Origin of the sequence: Paraburkholderia hiiakae (assembly GCF_904848665.1) — a bacterium.
GTDB lineage: Bacteria > Pseudomonadota > Gammaproteobacteria > Burkholderiales > Burkholderiaceae > Paraburkholderia > Paraburkholderia hiiakae.
The window spans coordinates 199,530-216,379 of the sequence record NZ_CAJHCQ010000006.1; the positions used below are offsets into that span (position 1 = coordinate 199,530).

Genomic DNA, 16,850 nt, shown 5'->3' on the forward strand with positions numbered 1-16,850 from the left:
ACACGTTATGGAAAAGTCACAAGGCACCCCTCACTACGATGCGATGCGTGCGGCGAGCCTCGCCGATGCGGCGCTCGATCCACTCGCGCAGTGGGACCCCGCATGGATCGAATCGTTCATGGCATTGAGCGAGGACACGCAGACGAACGATGTGCTGGACCCGAAGCTCGTTGCGTTGATCCGGCTGAACATCGACGTCACGGCCACGCATCTGTATGCACCCGGTGTGCGCAGGCATGTGCGTGCGGCATTGAAGCTTGGCGCGACTCGCGCGCAAATCCTTGAGGTGTTCAAGCTCGCGAGCGTGGTGGGCATCCATGCCTGCGCGCTCGGCGTGCCGATTCTCGAAGAAGAACTGGCCCATGCGGGTTTGCCCGACGAGCCCGCGCCGCTCGCCTACACGCCAGTGTGCGACCAGGTACGCGAGAGCGGCATGTTCAACCCGCTCTGGGAAACGATCTACCGTTGGGACCCGCAGTATCTGGAGAAGTTTCTGGCGATGGGCCTCGGGCTCTGGCGCGACAACATTCTTCCGCCGCTGTGGATCGAGTTTCTCTGTATTGCGGGCGACGCGGCGATCACGCATCTCTATTCGCACGGTACGCAGCGGCACATCAAGGCCGCACTGGAACTGGGTGCCACGCGCAGGCAGATTCTCGAAGTGCTGAAGATCGTGAGTCTGCAGGGCATCGAAGCCTGCGAGCTTGCCGTGCCGTTGCTCGACGCCGAATGCTCCGAGCACGCGCACGCAAAGCGCTGATTTTTGAAGAGGCCGTGCATTCCGCGCGACACGTCGGCAAGAACGTGCGTGCGGGACCTCAATTCTCGCGGCGCATTGCCGTCGCCCCATTGCTGTCGTTGGAGAAATCATGAGTCAAGCGGCCATCGAGGCCGAAGCCGAGAACGAGTCGGCCTCGGCGCAAGAAGCGCGGCAGGCGTATCGCAAGATCGCGTGGCGCCTGTTGCCCTTTCTATTCCTCGCTTATGCGGTCAACTCAATCGACCGCATCAACATCTCGTTCGCAAAGCTGCGCATGGCGCAGGATCTCGGCCTCGGCGATGCCGCCTACGCGATCGGCACCACGGCCTTCTTCGTGGGCTACATCCTGTTCGAGATTCCGGGCAACCTGTACATGCAGCGTGTCGGCGCGCGCGCCACGCTCACGCGCATCATGGTCCTGTGGGGCCTCGTCACGATGCTGACCTGCCTCGTTTCCACACCGACGCAGCTTTACGTATCGCGCTTCGCGCTCGGCGTGGCCGAGGCGGGATTCTTTCCGGGCGTGATTCTCTACCTGACCTACTGGTTTCCCTCCTGGAAGCGAGGCCTGGTCACGTCCATCTTCTTCCTGGCGGGCTTTGTCGCGGGCATGGTGAGCGGGCCGATCGCGGGCATCATCATGACGGCGCTCGACGGCTGGCACACGTTCAAGGGCTGGCAGGCGCTCTTTCTCATCGAAGGCATCCCTGCCGTCCTGCTGGGCGCGTTCGCCTGGTTCTGGCTCGACGATCAGCCCGCTCACGTGAAGTGGCTCAGCGAGCGCCAAAAGGCCATCGTGATCGCCAATTTGCGTAACGACGAAGCGCACGGTGCGCCGCAAGACACCTCGCTGCGCACGGTGATTCGCGATGTTCGCGCGTGGCTGCCGGGCATTGTGTTCTTCACGATCTACTCAGGCACCAACACCGTGGCGTACTGGATGCCGTCGCTGCTACAGGGGGCGGGCGTGCACGACATGCATCGCATCGGGCTGGTATCGAGTGCGCCTTATGTGATCGGCGCGCTCGCAATGTACCTGATCGGCCGCAGCTCCGATCGCTGGCTGGAACGCCGCTGGCACCTCGCGGCGACGATGTTCACGGCGGCGCTCGGCTTTCTCCTCATGCATCTGCTGAGCGCGCATCTCGTGCTGTCGATGATCTGCATGGCGATTGGCGCCGGGGCGTGCCTCGCGGCGGTTCCCGTCTTCTGGACCATTCCGCCCGCGTATTTCAGCACCCGGGCGGCGGCGGCCGGGATCGCGCTCGTGAGCAGCGTGGGCTCGCTTGCGGCGCTACTGAGCCCGATGGCCGTGGGCGCAATCCGCGTGTCCACGGGCAGCCTTTACTTCGCATTCGACCTCATCGGCGCGATGTTGACCGTTGGCGCAGTCGTCGTGCTGGCTGGCATCCCGGCCCGCGCACTGCGCGAGCGCCGAACGTAGGTCTTCGCACACCGCGTCCCCAACTCCTCAGCGATGACTCCGTGCGCCCTCGTCGGGTGCAGGGGCACTGCTGCGCCGCAGAAAGCCGACGCGAAATGCCGAACGATAGGGATCACCGGTTCAACCGCAGTGGCATCACCATAACAAAGGAGACAACATGAAAAAGCAGTTGATGATCGCGATGACGGCAGCGACGTGCACAGCCGCAGCACATGCCCAGTCGTCGGTCACGTTGTATGGCGCGATCGATGGGGGACTGCTTTACCAGAGCACGTCGGCGGCCTCGTTCAGTCCAGCGGCGAAGAATCAAGGCGCGATCTGGCGTTACAAGGACGCGGGCATTTATTCGAGCATCTGGGGCATGCAGGGCGTCGAGGATATCGGCGGAGGCTACAAGGTCAACTTCAAGCTTCAGGGCGTATTCGATTCCGGCACCGGCAAACTGGGGCTCTCGGACACGGCGGGCGTGCCGGGCTTCTTCAACCAGATCGCGAGCGTGGGCGTGAGCGGACCGTTCGGCTCGATTACGGCGGGCCGCCAGATCGTGCCGATGATCTACGCGATGGCGGAAACGGATGTTCGCGCGTCGCAGTATTTCGGCAGCATTCTCGGCGCTTGGCTCGGCCTGAACACGGCGGCGGGGTGGCCTGGCACCAGCACGAACGGCCCGATTGGCGCGCTCTACGATTCCAATGCGCTCGTCTATCGTTCGCCCGCATTCCGCGGCGTCACGGCCGAGCTGGAATATGCGCCGGGTGGCGTTGCCGGGCAGTTGCAGGGCAACACGCGCGAGTCCGCGGTGCTGAAGTATTCGGGCTACGGGCTCAGGCTCGCCGCCGTCTACTACAACGGGCACGACACCAATCCGGGCGCCAACTCCGTGCCAACGGGATTGAACAACAACCGCTATTGGTATTTTGGCGCGCTCTATACGATCCACGACTTCTCGATTTCCGGCTCGTACAGCAATGGGTCCAATCCCGCCCATCGCAACATGGTCGATCTCGACCTCTATTCGCTGGGCCTCGGCTATCGGTTCACGCCCGCTTTCCGGATCACGAGCGGTGCTTACTACATCACGGACAAGAACCACTCGACGAACAACTCGCTCGAAGTGGCCGCCGGTGCCGAATACAGCCTTTCGAAGCAGACGTTGGTCTATGCGCAGGTGGGCTGGGTCAACAATCACGGCGACATGACGCAGACCATCACCTACGGTCAGCCCGTCGCGCCCGGCAACGGCACTACGGCCGTCATGATGGGCATGCGTCACAACTTCTGATCGGTCGACAGGACGCCACTGCGCCGCGCGAGGACATTCACCGGTCGTCGCGCGGCGTTTGTGTAACTGCCGCGCGTGGCCGCTTGCGCCAACTGCTCGGCGTCTCGCCGTGCCAGCGTTTGAATGCGCGCGTGAAGTTGCCCTGGCTATCGTAGCCCAGCCGCATCGCGACATCGGCGATCGGCAGGTCGGTTTGCGCGAGCAACTGATCCGCGAGATTGCGCCTCACGTCCTCGATCAAGGCCTCGTAGCTCGTTCCCTGCTCATCGAGACGGCGATAAAGCGTGAAGCGATGGATGGCGAAGAATTCGGCGACCTTCGTCGAGGTGCAGCCGTCCGGCAAGAGCGTTTCGATGACGTGACGCACGCGCGAACTGAAATCGTCGGCCTGCCGCGAGCGCAACTCGGTCATATGCTGACGCAGGAAGCGACCGAGTTCCTGATCGTGACTCTTCCTCGTCTGATCGAGCAGCCCCTGCGGGAACAGCACCTCGTATTGCGACTGACCGAACCAGACCGGAGCCTGGAAATAGCGTTCATAGAGCGCACTCGACTTCGGCTTACGGTACGCAATTCTCACCAGGGTCGGATGCCACGAGCGGCCGAGAATCAATTCGAGAATGCGGATGTTCGCGGCAAGGTACGCAGTGAGCAGATGCTTCGCGCCCGGAATGCCACTGTCGACCGACAGCGAGATACACGCATAGCCGTCCTCTTCGATCATGCGTACATGCAGCCCGCGATACCACACGCCGCAGAACTCGATGAGGTTTTCCACGGCTTCGCGCACCGTGGGTGCGTTGAGCACGAGAAAGCGCAGTGGCCCGATGTTGCCGAGCGCTGCCTTCTGCCCGAGCAACAGGCCGAGATGTTCGCAGCCGATCTTCTTCGCCGCCGCTTCGAGAATCCGGCCATGTGTCACGGTGGACAGCGGATTGAGCGGCGACGCCATCGCCTCCCGGTTCACACCGAACGATTCGAGCAGTTGCCACGGGTCGGTGCCGTGCTCGCGCATGACCGCCGGCAGCGAGTTGAGCGCGCCGATCGGGATAGATTTTTCCGCTGTCGGGGTCCGCATTGATTCGGTCTCTCGTCGCCTGGCGGTGACCAAGGCTCCGAGGATAAGGGATAGTGGGTACTGATTATTCTATCCTGCGACTCAGGCGAGCAGTCCGCAGTTTCTTCACGGCACCCGGTCAGAGTAGGGACATCGGATTCCTGCGGCGCTGGTTGCGGACAGTCAATGATTTGCGTGCGTTCAAACGTGGTCGAGCCGGGCCAAAAATGCATCGATTTGCCGTTCATCTGTGGCCCAGGACGTGACGAGACGAATCACTGAACGATCATTGTCTGACTTTGCCCACACGTAAAAAGCGAAGTACGCCTTCAATGCGGAAATGACGGAATCCGGGAGAATTGGAAACACCTGATTCGTGGCCGTTTCCGCGTCTAGCACATAGCCGCGCCCCACGATTCCGGCGGCGAGCTTTGCCGCCATCGCATTGGCGTGTTTCGCATTTTCCAGGAATAGATGCTTGACGCCGAATAGCGCCTGAAACTGGATGCCCAGCAACCGACCTTTTGCCAACATCCCGCCGCGCTGCTTCACATGAAATGCAAAATTGTCTTTCAAGGCCGGATTGCAAACAACAATGGCTTCACCGAGTAACGCCCCCACCTTGGTGCCGCCGATCCAGAAAATATCGACGAGGGCGGCGATATCGGCCAGTGTCGCATCGTTCTTACCTGAAGCCAATGCCGCGGCCAAACGCGCGCCGTCGAGAAACAAGATTAACCCGCGTTGTTTAGCGAGCGCTGAAATTTCCCTCAGTTCCGCGAGGGTATAGACAGTGCCTGTTTCGGTTGCGTTAGAGATATAAATGAGCCGAGGCTTCGCCATGTGCGGAAAATGAGCGTTGCTGGAAAGCGCGACTTCGATGTTCTCTGGCGTGAGTTTTCCATCAACGGCGGGAACGGTGATGAGCTTATGGCCCGTTGCCTCAATCGCCCCGGCTTCGCGCATCACGATATGCCCGGAGCTCACCGCGATGACGGCCTCATGGGGACGCAGGCAGCTAGATATCGAAACGATGTTCGCCATCGTCCCGCTTGCAACGTAATGAATCGCACCGTTGAATTGGGCTCCCAGACGGGCCTTGATCCGATTCGTAGCGTCGATCGAGTAGGTATCTTCGCCGTAAGGCGCTTGTTGGACGTAGTTCGATTCCGTGAGTGCGCTGAGGATGTCGGGATGCGCGCCTTCGCTGTAATCGTCGAGAAAGCTGAAAGTCGTCATTCGGTGCTTTTGCCCTGGATAAAGGTCGCCGGGGAAGGGGGCGAGGCCTGAAACCAGCAGGGTACCGATCGGCTTGCCAATCTCCTTGTAAAAAATTGCCGCTCAGCCATCAGAAGCGGGCTGGCGTCACGCCGTAGGCCTGGCGGAATGCGCGCGTGAAATGACTCTGATCGAAGAACCCAACCGCATGCGCAATTTCAGTGATCGACATGCTCCTGTTCGCGTTGATAAGCGCTACCGCCTTCTCCAGCCGCAAGCGCAGTAGCCACGCGTGGGGAGTCATGCCGATCGTCCTCTTGAACAACTTCAGGAAGCGAAACCGGTCGAGCCCAATAAGAAGGGATAGATCTTCCAGTACGATCTTGTCGGAAATGCGGGCTTCCACAAAGTCCCTGACGATGCGCAGTTGCTGAGAGGACAGATTTCCCGTGATCGTCTGCGGGGCGGGTTGTTTCATACGTGCGAACAGCGATTCCAGCAATTCCAGAACGTAGGTTTCGTTCAGCATGCCGTCGGTCGGTCGCTGTCGTAAGGTTGCGTGTATGTTGAGTAACTGGTCTGCGAGGCGGCTATCTTGCAGTACCACAGCGGCTTGCGAGGGAAAATAGTGCTTCCCCGTGATTTCCTCACCGAGCCCATCGAGCAATGCGGGCGAGAGGCGAAACGTTTGCAGGGTGTATGACTCATCCGCGCCGGCGATGCCGTCATGGACTTCCCCCTGCGGCATGAGTTGAATGGCGCCCCGCGTGAGCAAAAGCGATTCACCGCGAGACGATTGACGCTGCACGCCGCTGGCGACCAGTGCGATATGGCAGTCGAGATGATAGTGGGGCTCGAATCGAAACTCAGCAAACCGGGCCGTGCTGAGCGTCAATCCGGGAATGTCGCTTGGGTGAGTGTACTGGACCTCTTCGGGCATGACTTGCCTCCGGTTTGCCGCTGACACGGACGACTCACGACGCCCGCAATTCACGGACGCCTTTACCTATGCGCCGCCGCAGCAACGTCCGTAAAGTGTGACCATCCGCGTATCCGACCTGTTCGGCAATCCGGTCGACGGTGAGCTTGCTCGTTCTGAGCAGGTGGACGGCGCACTCGATCCGGAGATCCTGAATGTACTCGACAGGCGTTTTACCGAGCACCGCATTCAGACGACGCGACAACGTCCGTGGACTGGTCGCCAACGCATCGGCGGCTGCGTCGAGCGAGATTGCGGTGCCGAGGTGTTCACGCACCCAGCGGTCGAACCGCTCGACGAGCGGGTCAGAATGGGAGAGGTGATCGGAGATCGCATAGGCAGACTGAGACAGCCGCGTATCGAATACGAGGTATTTGGCCACGAGCGCCGCCAGCTCGGGACTGTTGTTACGGATCAGCCAAAGTGCGAGGTCGAGGTGGCTCAAGGCTGCCCCTGCCGTTAGCGCCGCGCCGCTGGGAACCACAAGCCGATGCGCATCCAGGTGTACGTGCGGGTAACGCTGCCGGAACAGCGGAGAGAGCCACCAGGTGGTCGTGGCTTCGCCACCGTCGAGCAAGCCGCTTTCGGCCAGCACGAACGTACCCGTACACGCGGCTGCAACGCGGGCGCCGCCGCTTCGCCACGAACGCAAAGCGGCTAGTGCATCGACCACGTCGTCGCGGCCGAGCACTGGCACGAGCGTCTCGCCCGTCATGCGATTGAGCGCTGGCAAGACGACCCAATCCGGCGCAGGAGCGCTGCTCATATCGCGGACGGGCACCTGCAGGCCAAGCTCTGTGCGCACTTGAGACCGCATCCCTACCAAGGTGATGTCGAAGCCCGTCGCGGCCATCCCCGTCGCGTCTCCGAGGCTGTTGGCCATCGTCAGGCTGTCGAGCACTGTGGTTAGGCCTGTGTCGAACACGCCGTCAAGTGCAAGGACGAAAATTCGCATGGCAGGATCGATACCAAAACTGTCGATTAAGACAGTATTCGCCTTCGTACTCTGTTTGTACAGTGTCACTCACCGCATGAACCCTTCACGCGAACACTGGAGAACAAAGGTGATCAAGCACGCTTTTTTTGTTCGACTTGAAGCCAAACCGGGAAAGGAGCAAGCCGTTGCTGACTTCCTTGCCGCCGGCCTTGAAATGACCAATCGGGAGACGACCACGCCGATCTGGTTCGCCCTCAAATTGTCGCCCACGACGTTCGGCGTCTTCGATGCCTTTGCGAGTGAAGAGGATCGCGAGGCACACCTGCACGGCAGTATGGCCGGCGCCCTGATGGCGCACGCTGACGAGATGCTGGCAAGCCCCCCGTCGATCGAGCCGATCGACGTCCTGGCCATGAAGAATCAGGTGCCCTGAGTCGTGCGCGCCTCGGCAGTGCGCAAATCGTGACGCCTGTCTTGGGCCATCTTGGCGTCGCGATTCAATTGTCATTACGTAGATGGAGTCACTCGTGTCGATTCATTTCAAACCAGGTGTTTTGTTCGCTGCCGTTGCGTTTGCGAGCGTGTCTTTTGCGCAAACGCCTGACGTCAAACCCGAGCGGATTCGCGGCGATATCGTGTCCTTCAGCGGTGAAACGCTGACCGTACACCGGAAGAGCGGCGACACCGTATCGATCGATGTCAAGCCGGACGTCGGTGTGTCGGCCCTCAAGCCGGCCAGGCTTTCCGACGCGAAAGTCGGGACTTACGTGGGGACGCCGGCGATTACGGGCAGCGATGGGAAGTTGACGGCCACTTCGATGATCGTTTTCCCAGCGGCGGCGCGCGGTACGGCTGAAGGGCACTTCGCTTATGACTTCGGTCCCAGCAGCACGATGACGAATGCAAACGTGGTGTCGGTTGTCACCGGCAGCAGCGGACGTCAATTGAACCTGTCATACAAGGGCGGCAACAGCACAGTGACGGTACCGGAAAACGTGCCCGTCGTGACACCGGTTCCGGCAAGCAGATCGGATCTAACGGCAGGGAAGAAGGTGTTCGTCGTAGTGACACCCGGTGCGAGCGGCGTCTATGACGCGCACGTGCTGTTCGTCGAAAAGGACGGGCTTGCGCCTCAATTCTGACGCACGGTGCGGGTCCACGGTGGCCGCTTATGGCGGCGATCCGCACGATTAGCGGCGGGTGCACACGCGATTCCGTAGCTAGGTGGGCCCCGCTATCTGGTTTGCAGATACCCCTTGCCATCTCTTCGCTTGATTGCGCGGTGCGGAGGTGCGAAATTGAGACCTCGCTTCCCCCAAAAGGCAGTCCCTCCCATGAGCACACCCACTATCGCCGAGCGCATCGGCAGGTTCGCCTACGATGCGCAAGCCAGCCGCCTTACGCCGCGCACGCGCGAGGTGTTCAAACGCAACATTCTCGACAGCCTCGGCTGTGCAATTGCCGCGCTGCCCGGCAAGCCCTTTAAGGCGCTGCGTGAGCAGTTCAGCGAATACGGCGGCGGTAGCGGCTCGTGTTCGCTGATTGGCGGGGGTTCGACGTCGCCGGACCAGGCCGCGCTGTATAACTCCGGTCTCGTACGCTATGTCGATCTTCTGGACAGCTATATGTCGCCGGGCGGCCTCTGCCACCCTAGTGACAACTTCGGCGCGATACTCGCGGCGGCGCAACATGCGCAGGCAAGCGGCGAGGACTTCATGCTCGCTCTCGCGGTGGCCTACGAAATCGGCTGCCGCATCACGGCCATCGTGCCTGTCATGGCGAAGGGCTTCAACCACGCCATCCAGCTCGCCATTTCGTCTGCGGCGGCCGCGGCCAAGCTCTTCGGCCTGAACGAGGAGCAGATTGCCCACGCCATCACCATTGCAACTGTCGACAACATTTCGCTTTCCTGCGTGCACTCCGAGCCGGTGTCCCAATGGAAGGGTTTCTCTCCCGGCATTACGGGTATGCGCGCCGTCTATGCGGCGTCGCTGGCGAAGCGCGGCTTCACGGGACCACTGCGTCTTTTCGAAGGACCGAACGGACTCGAGCGGATGTTCGATCAGTCACTCGAGGTGAACTGGGAGGACCCGAGGCTCGAAGTCGTCCATCAGACGGTGATGAAGAAATACTGCTCGCTGATACACGGGCAGCCGGTGCTCGAAGCAACGCTCGCCCTGAAGCGCGAGCATGGCATACGCGGCGAGGACGTAAGCGAAGTGCTTTGCGACATCTTCCAGACTGGCTATGACATCGCTGGCGGCGGTGGCTTCGGCGACAAGGATCATCCGCAAACGAAGGAGCAGGCCGACTACAACCTGAAGTATCTGATCGCGGCGGCGCTGCTCGACGATCAGGTCGGACCGGCACAGCTGGAGCCTGAACGTGTGTGCGCGGCGGATGCGCAGACACTGTTGCGCAAGGTGACCGTGCGGCCCGATGCGACTTTTAGCGCGCAATACCCGCTTGCTCTGAATACGCGCGTGACAATTACGTGCTGCGATGGCCGCGTGATCAGCAAGGAACATGCGGGTTTTGAAGGCGGGCTCGACAACCCATTCTCGTGGCTGCGTACGGTCGAAAAATTCCATTGGTTGAGCGAGCAATATGCTGACGAAGCGCTGCGGGGCCAGCTTATCGATCTGGTTTCGACCCTGGACGAACATTCGGTCGCGGAATTGATGCAGTTGCTCACCGAAGTGAGTCCTGAAGCGCAGTTCCCGGTCCGTCATCCGGGAATTCAATAGTTAGTCAAGGAGCTCAGGAGAGACGAATGGCCCTATAGTTCGCGCATCGACCTTCAGTGGGGGTGAATGCCAATGTTCGCACCACGCTAGGCAGCAGACGCAGCAGTGGCATTCTCTTCGACAAGAATTTCCACAGAGCCGGGTCCAAGTTTGATCGTGCCAGCAGGCAGACGGCGATCGGAAAGTGCGCTCACGTAGTCGCGAAGCGGTAGCGAAATCTCTTTCGACTCCTTTGAGAGATTCAGCACAAAAAGTATTCGCCTTTCCTCTGAGCTTCTTACCGCGACTTCCACCCCGTCGGGAAGCTCGAACTCGCACTCGACACCCGCATCGCTCGCGATGCGCCGCATCAGTATCTGACTTGCCGTCTCATCGAGGACTGTGCCGATGTAGTACACCACTCCCTTTCTGTGCGCATTTCGCGTGATTGCGGACTCGTCTGCAAAATACTCGCTCGAGTACGTCGCGATGGATTCCGCCGTGACAGGAGTCAGAATGTCACACCATTGACCGCTGGACAGTTCCTCGCCGCTGTCGAGACTCAGCGTCTGGATGTCCTTGCCCACGGGATCGTATTCATTGACGTACACGCCGGCGAGGTCTGTTAGCAAATTCGGAAGCCGATCCGGCAGGCAGATGTTGTTCAAATTCTTGACGCCGGAGCGTGTGGTCAGTACGAGCGTTCCGCCATTGTCAACGTACCGCTTGAGCGTCGCAGCAATCGTCTCGTCAATCAAGTACAGCATCGGCGCAACGACGAGCTTGTATCCTTGAAAATCATCTCGCCAGTTGATGACGTCCGCGCCGACACCCATTTTCAGCAAAGCAGCATGAAGGCGCTTGAAGTTGCCCAGATAGTCGAATCCATCAGCCTGCGGCTGGATCTGGAAGGCGTTGAGCTGTTCGTGTGAGAAAAGCATGGCCACGTCGTGCTTGAGCGTTGTGCCCTCGAGCAGCGGCGTAAGCTTTTGCGCTTCCTGGCTAAATTGAACGAACTCTTCGAAGCGACGACCGGGCTGTCCATGATGGTCCAACAGGCCGTGCCAGAATTGCTCCGCGCCGATACGCGCTGAGCGCCAACGAAATTGCACGATCGCGTCCGCACCGCGCGAAACGCTTTGCCATGCGTAGGCACGAATCATTCCGGGGAAAGGCGTGCGCGACATCGGGTACCAACACCCCGGCGTGCCGCTCAACTGCTCCATCACCCAGAAATTCTTGCGCTTTACGCCACGCGTCAGGTCGAGCGTCAACGCTCCGTGGTACATCCTGGACTTTGAGTCATCGAGGAGGTCGGTTGCCGGGTAGTAGTCGACAGATGCGAAGTCCATGCTGTCGAACATGTCGTAGTAGTCGCCCGTGACAGGATATCCCCACAGATTATGGGTCACGAACTTGCCGGGACTGTTCTTTCTGATCAACGCAGCCTGGAAGCGATTGAAGTCTGCGACGGCATCTGACGAGAATCGCCGAAAGTCGAGCAAGAAGGAAGGGTTGAGGTGCGGCGACCCGCCAAGGGGCGTCTTCACCTGGTCCCAATCGCTGTATTCGCCGCTCCATACGACAGTGCCCCATTCGCGATTGAGTGTTTCCAGCGACCCGTATTTTTGCTGAAGCCACCCACGGAAAGACCGTGTGCAGCTCTTGCAGTGGCAATCGTTCGCAGCAAGTTCATTATCGGTTTGCCAGCCGATAACCGCCGGGTTTGTCGCATAATGTCGCGTGATCTGCTCGATGATGCGCTCGCCGAACTTGCGTAGCGACGGACTGTTGTAGCAACGATGCAGTCGTACGCCTGCGAATATCGCGTTGCCTTTGTTATCGACGGGCAGAACGTCCGGGTAGTTGTGGGTGAGCCACACGGGAGGGGTTGCAGTCGGCGTGCCAATCACCACATGGATTCCGTGTCGTGCCAAAACGCCAATCGCCTGGTCAAGCCATTCAAACTCGAACTTGCCTTCGGTCGGCTCAAGTCGCGACCATGCGAACTCAGCCAGCCGAACAATGGTGATACCGGCTTCCCGCATCTGCCGCGCGTCTTGTTCCCAGAGCGCAACGTCCCAATGCTCGGGATAGTAGTCGACACCGACTTTCATGGAGAGATTCCTCTTTTCAATTGTCAGGCGCACACTGCGCCCTGCGAGACCGAAGCCCGCATTTGACGAACGATGGGTATTTGCTCAGCCCTTCGTGGCGCCGAACGTCAATCCGGCAATGAAGTGCTTTTGCATCGCGAAGAAGATGACGACGGACGGGAGAGCGGCGAGGAGCGAGCCCGCCGATACGAGATTCCACGCGGTCGTCCACTGTCCTTTGAGCGCAGCAACACCGACCGTGATCGGCGCGGCGTCGTCGCCCTGTGTCAGGCAGAGCGCCCAGAAATAGTCATTCCACACAAACGTGAACACGAGAATGGCAAGCGCTGCCAGGGCCGGCGCGATCAGCGGCAGGATAATTCGATAAAACAACTGCCATTCGCTGGCACCTTCGATCCGCGCCGCTTCAACAAGCTCGTAAGGAAGCGCTTTGATGAAGTTCCGCAAGAACAAGGTGCAGAAGCCGGTCTGGAACGAGATGTGGAACAGGATGAGTCCTTCGAGCGTGTTGAACAGGCCAAGCTGAAGTGTCAGTTGTCGCACGGGGATCATCAGCACCTGGATCGGAACAAAGTTACCCGCCACAAAGATACCCAGGATGCTGTTGTTGCCCTTGAACGGATATGTCGCCAGCGCAAATCCTGCCATGGCGGCCAGCGCGATAGATCCAATCACTGAGGGCACCGTGATAAGACAACTGTTCAGAAAGTAGTGGAGCATCGGTGAACTGAACAGTACCGTGCGATAGTTCTCCACCAGCGCGAACCTTTCGGGCCACCCCCAATAGTTGCCGTTAGTCAGATCATCGGTAGAACGAACCGAAGTCACAAACACGGCAATCAGGGGAAGTAGCCAGATCAACAGGGCGATGGGTAGTGAGGTCTTGTAGACCTTGCGTCCCATCGGGCTCCATCGGCTTACGGGAGTTGGATACATGGGCGATTCCCCTGTTATCGGTCGGTGTGAAGGAGCCGGCGCAACTGGTACACAATGAAGACCAGCATGATTAGAAACAACACGACCGCAATCGCCGCCGAATAGCCGTATCTGAAGTACTTGATGGCCTGGTCGTACATGAAATAGGCCAGCACCGTTGAACTGTCGAACGGGCCTCCACCTGTCATCACCGCGATCAAATCGAAGCTTCGGAGTGCGCCAATGATGGTCAACACGACCGAGAGGAAGGTCGCGGGCCGCAGTTGAGGCAGCACAACGTGCCAGAGCAATGCCCAGCCCGTTGCCCCCTCCATCCGTCCCGCCTCGATGATTTCTGGATTGATGCTTGTGAGGTTGGTGAGGTAGAGCAACATGCAAAACGGAATCTGCGGCCAGAGCGCGGCGGCAATCACGCCGAACGTGGCGTAGTGCTCATCTCCCAATACCGGGATGCCGTGCCCGACGATGAGCCTTAACAGACCAAACGCGGGATCGTAAAACCAGCTAAAGACGAGACCGACGACGACGCCGGATAGCACGAATGGCGAAAAGAACAGCGACTTGATCAGTCGCATGCCTGTCACACTCTGGTTGAGATAGAGCGCAAACGCCAACCCGATTGGCGGAGCCAGCAGGAACAACACGAGCCACAAGACATTGTTTTTCAGCGCGACATAAAACGTATCCGTATGAAGCAACTCGTTATAGTTCGCGAGTCCGACGAACACTTTGTCGCTCATTCCGTCCCAGTTGTACAGACTGAGCACGACGCTGCTGAGGATCGGATAGATCACGTAGATGCAGAACATCGTGCACGCTGGCAGCAAGAACAGCAAAGCCGCTCGCTTACGCTTACTGGCAAGCGGTGCCGACAGCCGGGCCGCTGATGAGCGGCCGATGCGGCGGGGCTGATCTGCGGGCGAGCCGTGACTCACCGACTTTCTCGTTTCGGCTGTGGCCATCTGAACTCTCGCGTGATCAGGACTTGCTGTAGACGCGCTTGCGTGTCTTTTCGAGGTCGGCAAGGATGTCGTCGAGCTTCGAAGGATCGCTGATGAAGCGCTGCATGCCCTTCATGCCTTCGTCGGCCATTTCCTTGGTCATATCGCGGTCGTAAAACTGGGCCACGCCGCCTTTGGTCTCCGACAAGATCTGGAAGCCGATCCTGGCAATCGGATCGTCGGGCATCGCTGCCTTGTTGTTGGCAGGCAGTGTACCGACGCCTTTTGCGAGGGTGGCGTCGTTGTCCGGCTGGCCCATGAACGCAAGGAACTTCCGCGCATCAGCCTTGTTCGCCGCTCGCATGGGGATGTTCAGACATTCCGCAGAGCCATCTTCGGCAGGCGTCACCTTTGGGTCTACGATCGGGAATTTGAAGAAGCCTGTTTGCACCTTCGTCGCCGGGGGCAAACCAGGCGACAGGAAAGTGCCCATGAGCATCATCGCCGCTTGCCCCTGGATGTACAGCGGCTGCACGGAATCCAGGCTGTATGAAAGCGGATTGTCGATGAAATACTTGTTGTCGATGAGTGTCTTCCACGCGAGATACACGTTCTTCACACGCGTGTCCGTGTATGGAATCTCGCCGTTCATCAGTTTCATGTGGAAGTCGTAGCCGTTCATGCGCAGATCGAGATAGTCGAACCACGCTGCAAGCGTCCACGAATCGCGACCGCCGACAGCAATCGGTGCAATACCGGCCGCTTTCAACTTTTTGCAATCGTCGAGAAACTCTTGCCAGTTTTTTGGCTCGCCTTTGACGCCGGCTTTCTCGAACAGGTCCTTCCGATAGTAGAGGCCCCAGGCAAAGTACTGCGTCGGCATTGCGTATTGCTTGCCGTCATAGGACGAAGCCGTCTTCAAGGAGGCGAACTGCGCGTTCCAGTCGTTCTTCTTCCAGTCCGCCGAAAGGTCTTCGAGCAGGCCGCGCTTTGCGTAGTACGCCATGCGCTCGCCCTCGTGCCAGTTGATTCCATCCGGTGCGACCGACGTAAGCCAGGCGGGTAATTGGACCTTGTATGTCTCTTCTTCGACGAAGGCGACTTTGGTGGTCACGCCCGGGTTGGCCTGTTCAAACTCTTTGATCAAGGTTTCCCAGACGGCGCGTGTCTCCGCTCCCTTGAACGCAATGTTCAACTGGAGCGTGCCGGCGCTAGCGACCGTCGCAACTGAAAGAGCGGCACTCAGAATTGAGAGCGCAATGGTTCGTTTCATAGATGTCTCCGTAGATTGTTCTAGTGAAGCTTCGGTAGCGCGCTGCCGTCGGCGGTGAATAGATGACAAGCGTTGGAATTGAACCGGATCGTGACTTGCGTGCCGGGTTGATATGCCACGTCGCCCGGCTGCTTTACGACGATTGTCGCTCCGGCGAGATCGTCGAGGTGAAGATAGCTATGTTCGCCGAGTCGCTCGACAAGGGTGACCTCGCGTTGGAGCGTCTGTACTGCGTCTTCGTCATTGTGTGCAATCAAGTTGCCTCTGATGACATCGTCGAAGTGCTCGGGGCGTATTCCCAGTTGAACAGCCTGTCCAGTTTGCAGCGACGATCCATCGACTCTGACCAGAACGTCCTCGTTGGTCTTCTCTAGCCTTACGATGACGCCGTCGCGGCCCAACGATTTGATCGTTGCGCCGAGGAAATTCATCTTGGGGCTGCCAATGAACTCGGCAACGAACCGGCTGTTCGGGCGGTGGTACAGGTCGAGCGGCGAGCCGACTTGCGCAATGCTCCCGAACTGTTCGGCATCGGCGCCTGTGCGCAACAAGACGATCTTGTCGCCAAGCGTCATCGCCTCGACCTGATCGTGAGTCACATAAACGGTGCTGGACTGTGCGAATTTGCGATGAAGCTTTGCAATCTCGACTCTCGTCTGGCTACGCAGCATGGCATCGAGGTTCGAAAGTGGTTCATCGAACAAGAACACGCCGGGCTCGCGCACAATGGCCCGACCGATGGCAACGCGCTGGCGTTGCCCTCCAGACAGCGCTGCGGGCTTGCGCTTCAGCAGCGCGTCGAGTTGCAGCGTCTTCGCCGCTGTTCGAACTTTGGCCGCCACCTGGTCGGCGGGTAGGCCCGATAGTTTTAATCCAAACCCCATATTTTCCTCAACCGTCATATGGGGAAACAGGGCGTAGCTTTGGAAGACCATCGCCACCCCGCGTTTGGCCGGGGGTATGGCATTCACGAGGCGACCACCAATCTCGACATCGCCCGAGGTGGCGTCTTCAAGGCCCGCAATGATGCGTAGCAGCGTTGACTTGCCGCATCCCGATGGGCCAAGGAAGACACAGAACTCGTTCTCCCCAATGTCCAGGTCGATTCCATGTAGTACGGGCGCGTGATCTCCATACGCCTTCGTCACGCCTTTCAGTGTGATGGCCGCCATGTCTCCGT

15 protein-coding genes are annotated in these 16,850 nt (G+C 59.4%); 6 read left to right on the forward strand and 9 right to left on the reverse strand.

Translation table 11 applies throughout. The features are described from left to right. Window positions 1–7 precede the first annotated feature (7 nt). The 3 genes from JMY28_RS14000 (at window position 8) to JMY28_RS14010 (ending at window position 3,486) form a co-directional block, all read left to right on the forward strand. Window positions 8–760, forward strand: coding sequence for a carboxymuconolactone decarboxylase family protein (locus JMY28_RS14000; protein WP_201696530.1), 753 nt, complete (start codon window positions 8–10; stop codon window positions 758–760). Window positions 761–869: 109 nt separating this feature from the next. Beyond that, a complete protein-coding gene (locus tag JMY28_RS14005) occupies window positions 870–2,204 on the forward strand; it encodes an MFS transporter (RefSeq protein WP_201696531.1) in 1,335 nt (444 codons plus the stop codon). Between the two features lie 157 nt (window positions 2,205–2,361). Then, on the forward strand, window positions 2,362–3,486 hold the full coding sequence (locus tag JMY28_RS14010) for a porin (RefSeq protein WP_201696532.1): 1,125 nt from the start codon (window positions 2,362–2,364) through the stop codon (window positions 3,484–3,486). Between the two features lie 37 nt (window positions 3,487–3,523). Here the strand turns inward: JMY28_RS14010 and JMY28_RS14015 are convergent, their stop codons facing one another. The 4 genes from JMY28_RS14015 to JMY28_RS14030 all read right to left on the reverse strand — a co-directional run bounded on the left by JMY28_RS14015 (window position 3,524) and on the right by JMY28_RS14030 (window position 7,695). Then, a complete protein-coding gene (locus tag JMY28_RS14015) occupies window positions 3,524–4,564 on the reverse strand; it encodes an AraC family transcriptional regulator (RefSeq protein ID WP_201696533.1) in 1,041 nt (346 codons plus the stop codon). Between the two features lie 180 nt (window positions 4,565–4,744). After that, the gene (locus tag JMY28_RS14020; RefSeq protein ID WP_201696534.1) at window positions 4,745–5,782 is read right to left on the reverse strand and encodes a threonine aldolase family protein; all 1,038 of its coding nucleotides are present in this window, start codon (window positions 5,780–5,782) and stop codon (window positions 4,745–4,747) included. Between the two features lie 109 nt (window positions 5,783–5,891). Next, window positions 5,892–6,701, reverse strand: coding sequence for a helix-turn-helix transcriptional regulator (locus JMY28_RS14025; RefSeq protein WP_201696535.1), 810 nt, complete (start codon window positions 6,699–6,701; stop codon window positions 5,892–5,894). Window positions 6,702–6,735: 34 nt separating this feature from the next. Next, window positions 6,736–7,695: a GlxA family transcriptional regulator gene (locus tag JMY28_RS14030; RefSeq protein ID WP_201696536.1), complete on the reverse strand. Its 960-nt coding sequence runs from the start codon at window positions 7,693–7,695 to the stop codon at window positions 6,736–6,738. 109 nt (window positions 7,696–7,804) lie between these two features. Here JMY28_RS14030 and JMY28_RS14035 point away from each other — a divergent pair, with 109 nt between their 5' ends. From JMY28_RS14035 to JMY28_RS14045, 3 genes are all read left to right on the forward strand, one after another. Continuing rightward, entirely contained in the window at window positions 7,805–8,110 is a 306-nt protein-coding gene (locus tag JMY28_RS14035; RefSeq protein ID WP_201696537.1) for a putative quinol monooxygenase, read from the forward strand. Between the two features lie 94 nt (window positions 8,111–8,204). Further along, complete coding sequence (locus JMY28_RS14040) at window positions 8,205–8,819, forward strand: hypothetical protein (protein ID WP_201696538.1); 615 nt, start codon at window positions 8,205–8,207, stop codon at window positions 8,817–8,819. Between the two features lie 192 nt (window positions 8,820–9,011). Next, entirely contained in the window at window positions 9,012–10,424 is a 1,413-nt protein-coding gene (locus JMY28_RS14045; protein ID WP_201696539.1) for an MmgE/PrpD family protein, read from the forward strand. Window positions 10,425–10,510: 86 nt separating this feature from the next. Here the strand turns inward: JMY28_RS14045 and JMY28_RS14050 are convergent, their stop codons facing one another. The 5 genes from JMY28_RS14050 to JMY28_RS14070 form a co-directional block, all read right to left on the reverse strand. Then, window positions 10,511–12,520, reverse strand: a complete 2,010-nt coding sequence (locus tag JMY28_RS14050; RefSeq protein ID WP_201696540.1) for a beta-galactosidase — start codon at window positions 12,518–12,520, stop codon at window positions 10,511–10,513. A gap of 84 nt (window positions 12,521–12,604) precedes the next feature. Then, a complete protein-coding gene (locus JMY28_RS14055; protein WP_201696541.1) occupies window positions 12,605–13,456 on the reverse strand; it encodes a carbohydrate ABC transporter permease in 852 nt (283 codons plus the stop codon). Between the two features lie 14 nt (window positions 13,457–13,470). Next, on the reverse strand, window positions 13,471–14,418 hold the full coding sequence (locus JMY28_RS14060) for a carbohydrate ABC transporter permease (protein ID WP_201696542.1): 948 nt from the start codon (window positions 14,416–14,418) through the stop codon (window positions 13,471–13,473). A gap of 16 nt (window positions 14,419–14,434) precedes the next feature. Continuing rightward, window positions 14,435–15,670, reverse strand: coding sequence for an ABC transporter substrate-binding protein (locus JMY28_RS14065; RefSeq protein ID WP_201696543.1), 1,236 nt, complete (start codon window positions 15,668–15,670; stop codon window positions 14,435–14,437). A gap of 20 nt (window positions 15,671–15,690) precedes the next feature. Next, window positions 15,691–16,842, reverse strand: coding sequence for an ABC transporter ATP-binding protein (locus JMY28_RS14070; protein ID WP_201696544.1), 1,152 nt, complete (start codon window positions 16,840–16,842; stop codon window positions 15,691–15,693). Window positions 16,843–16,850: the final 8 nt, after the last annotated feature.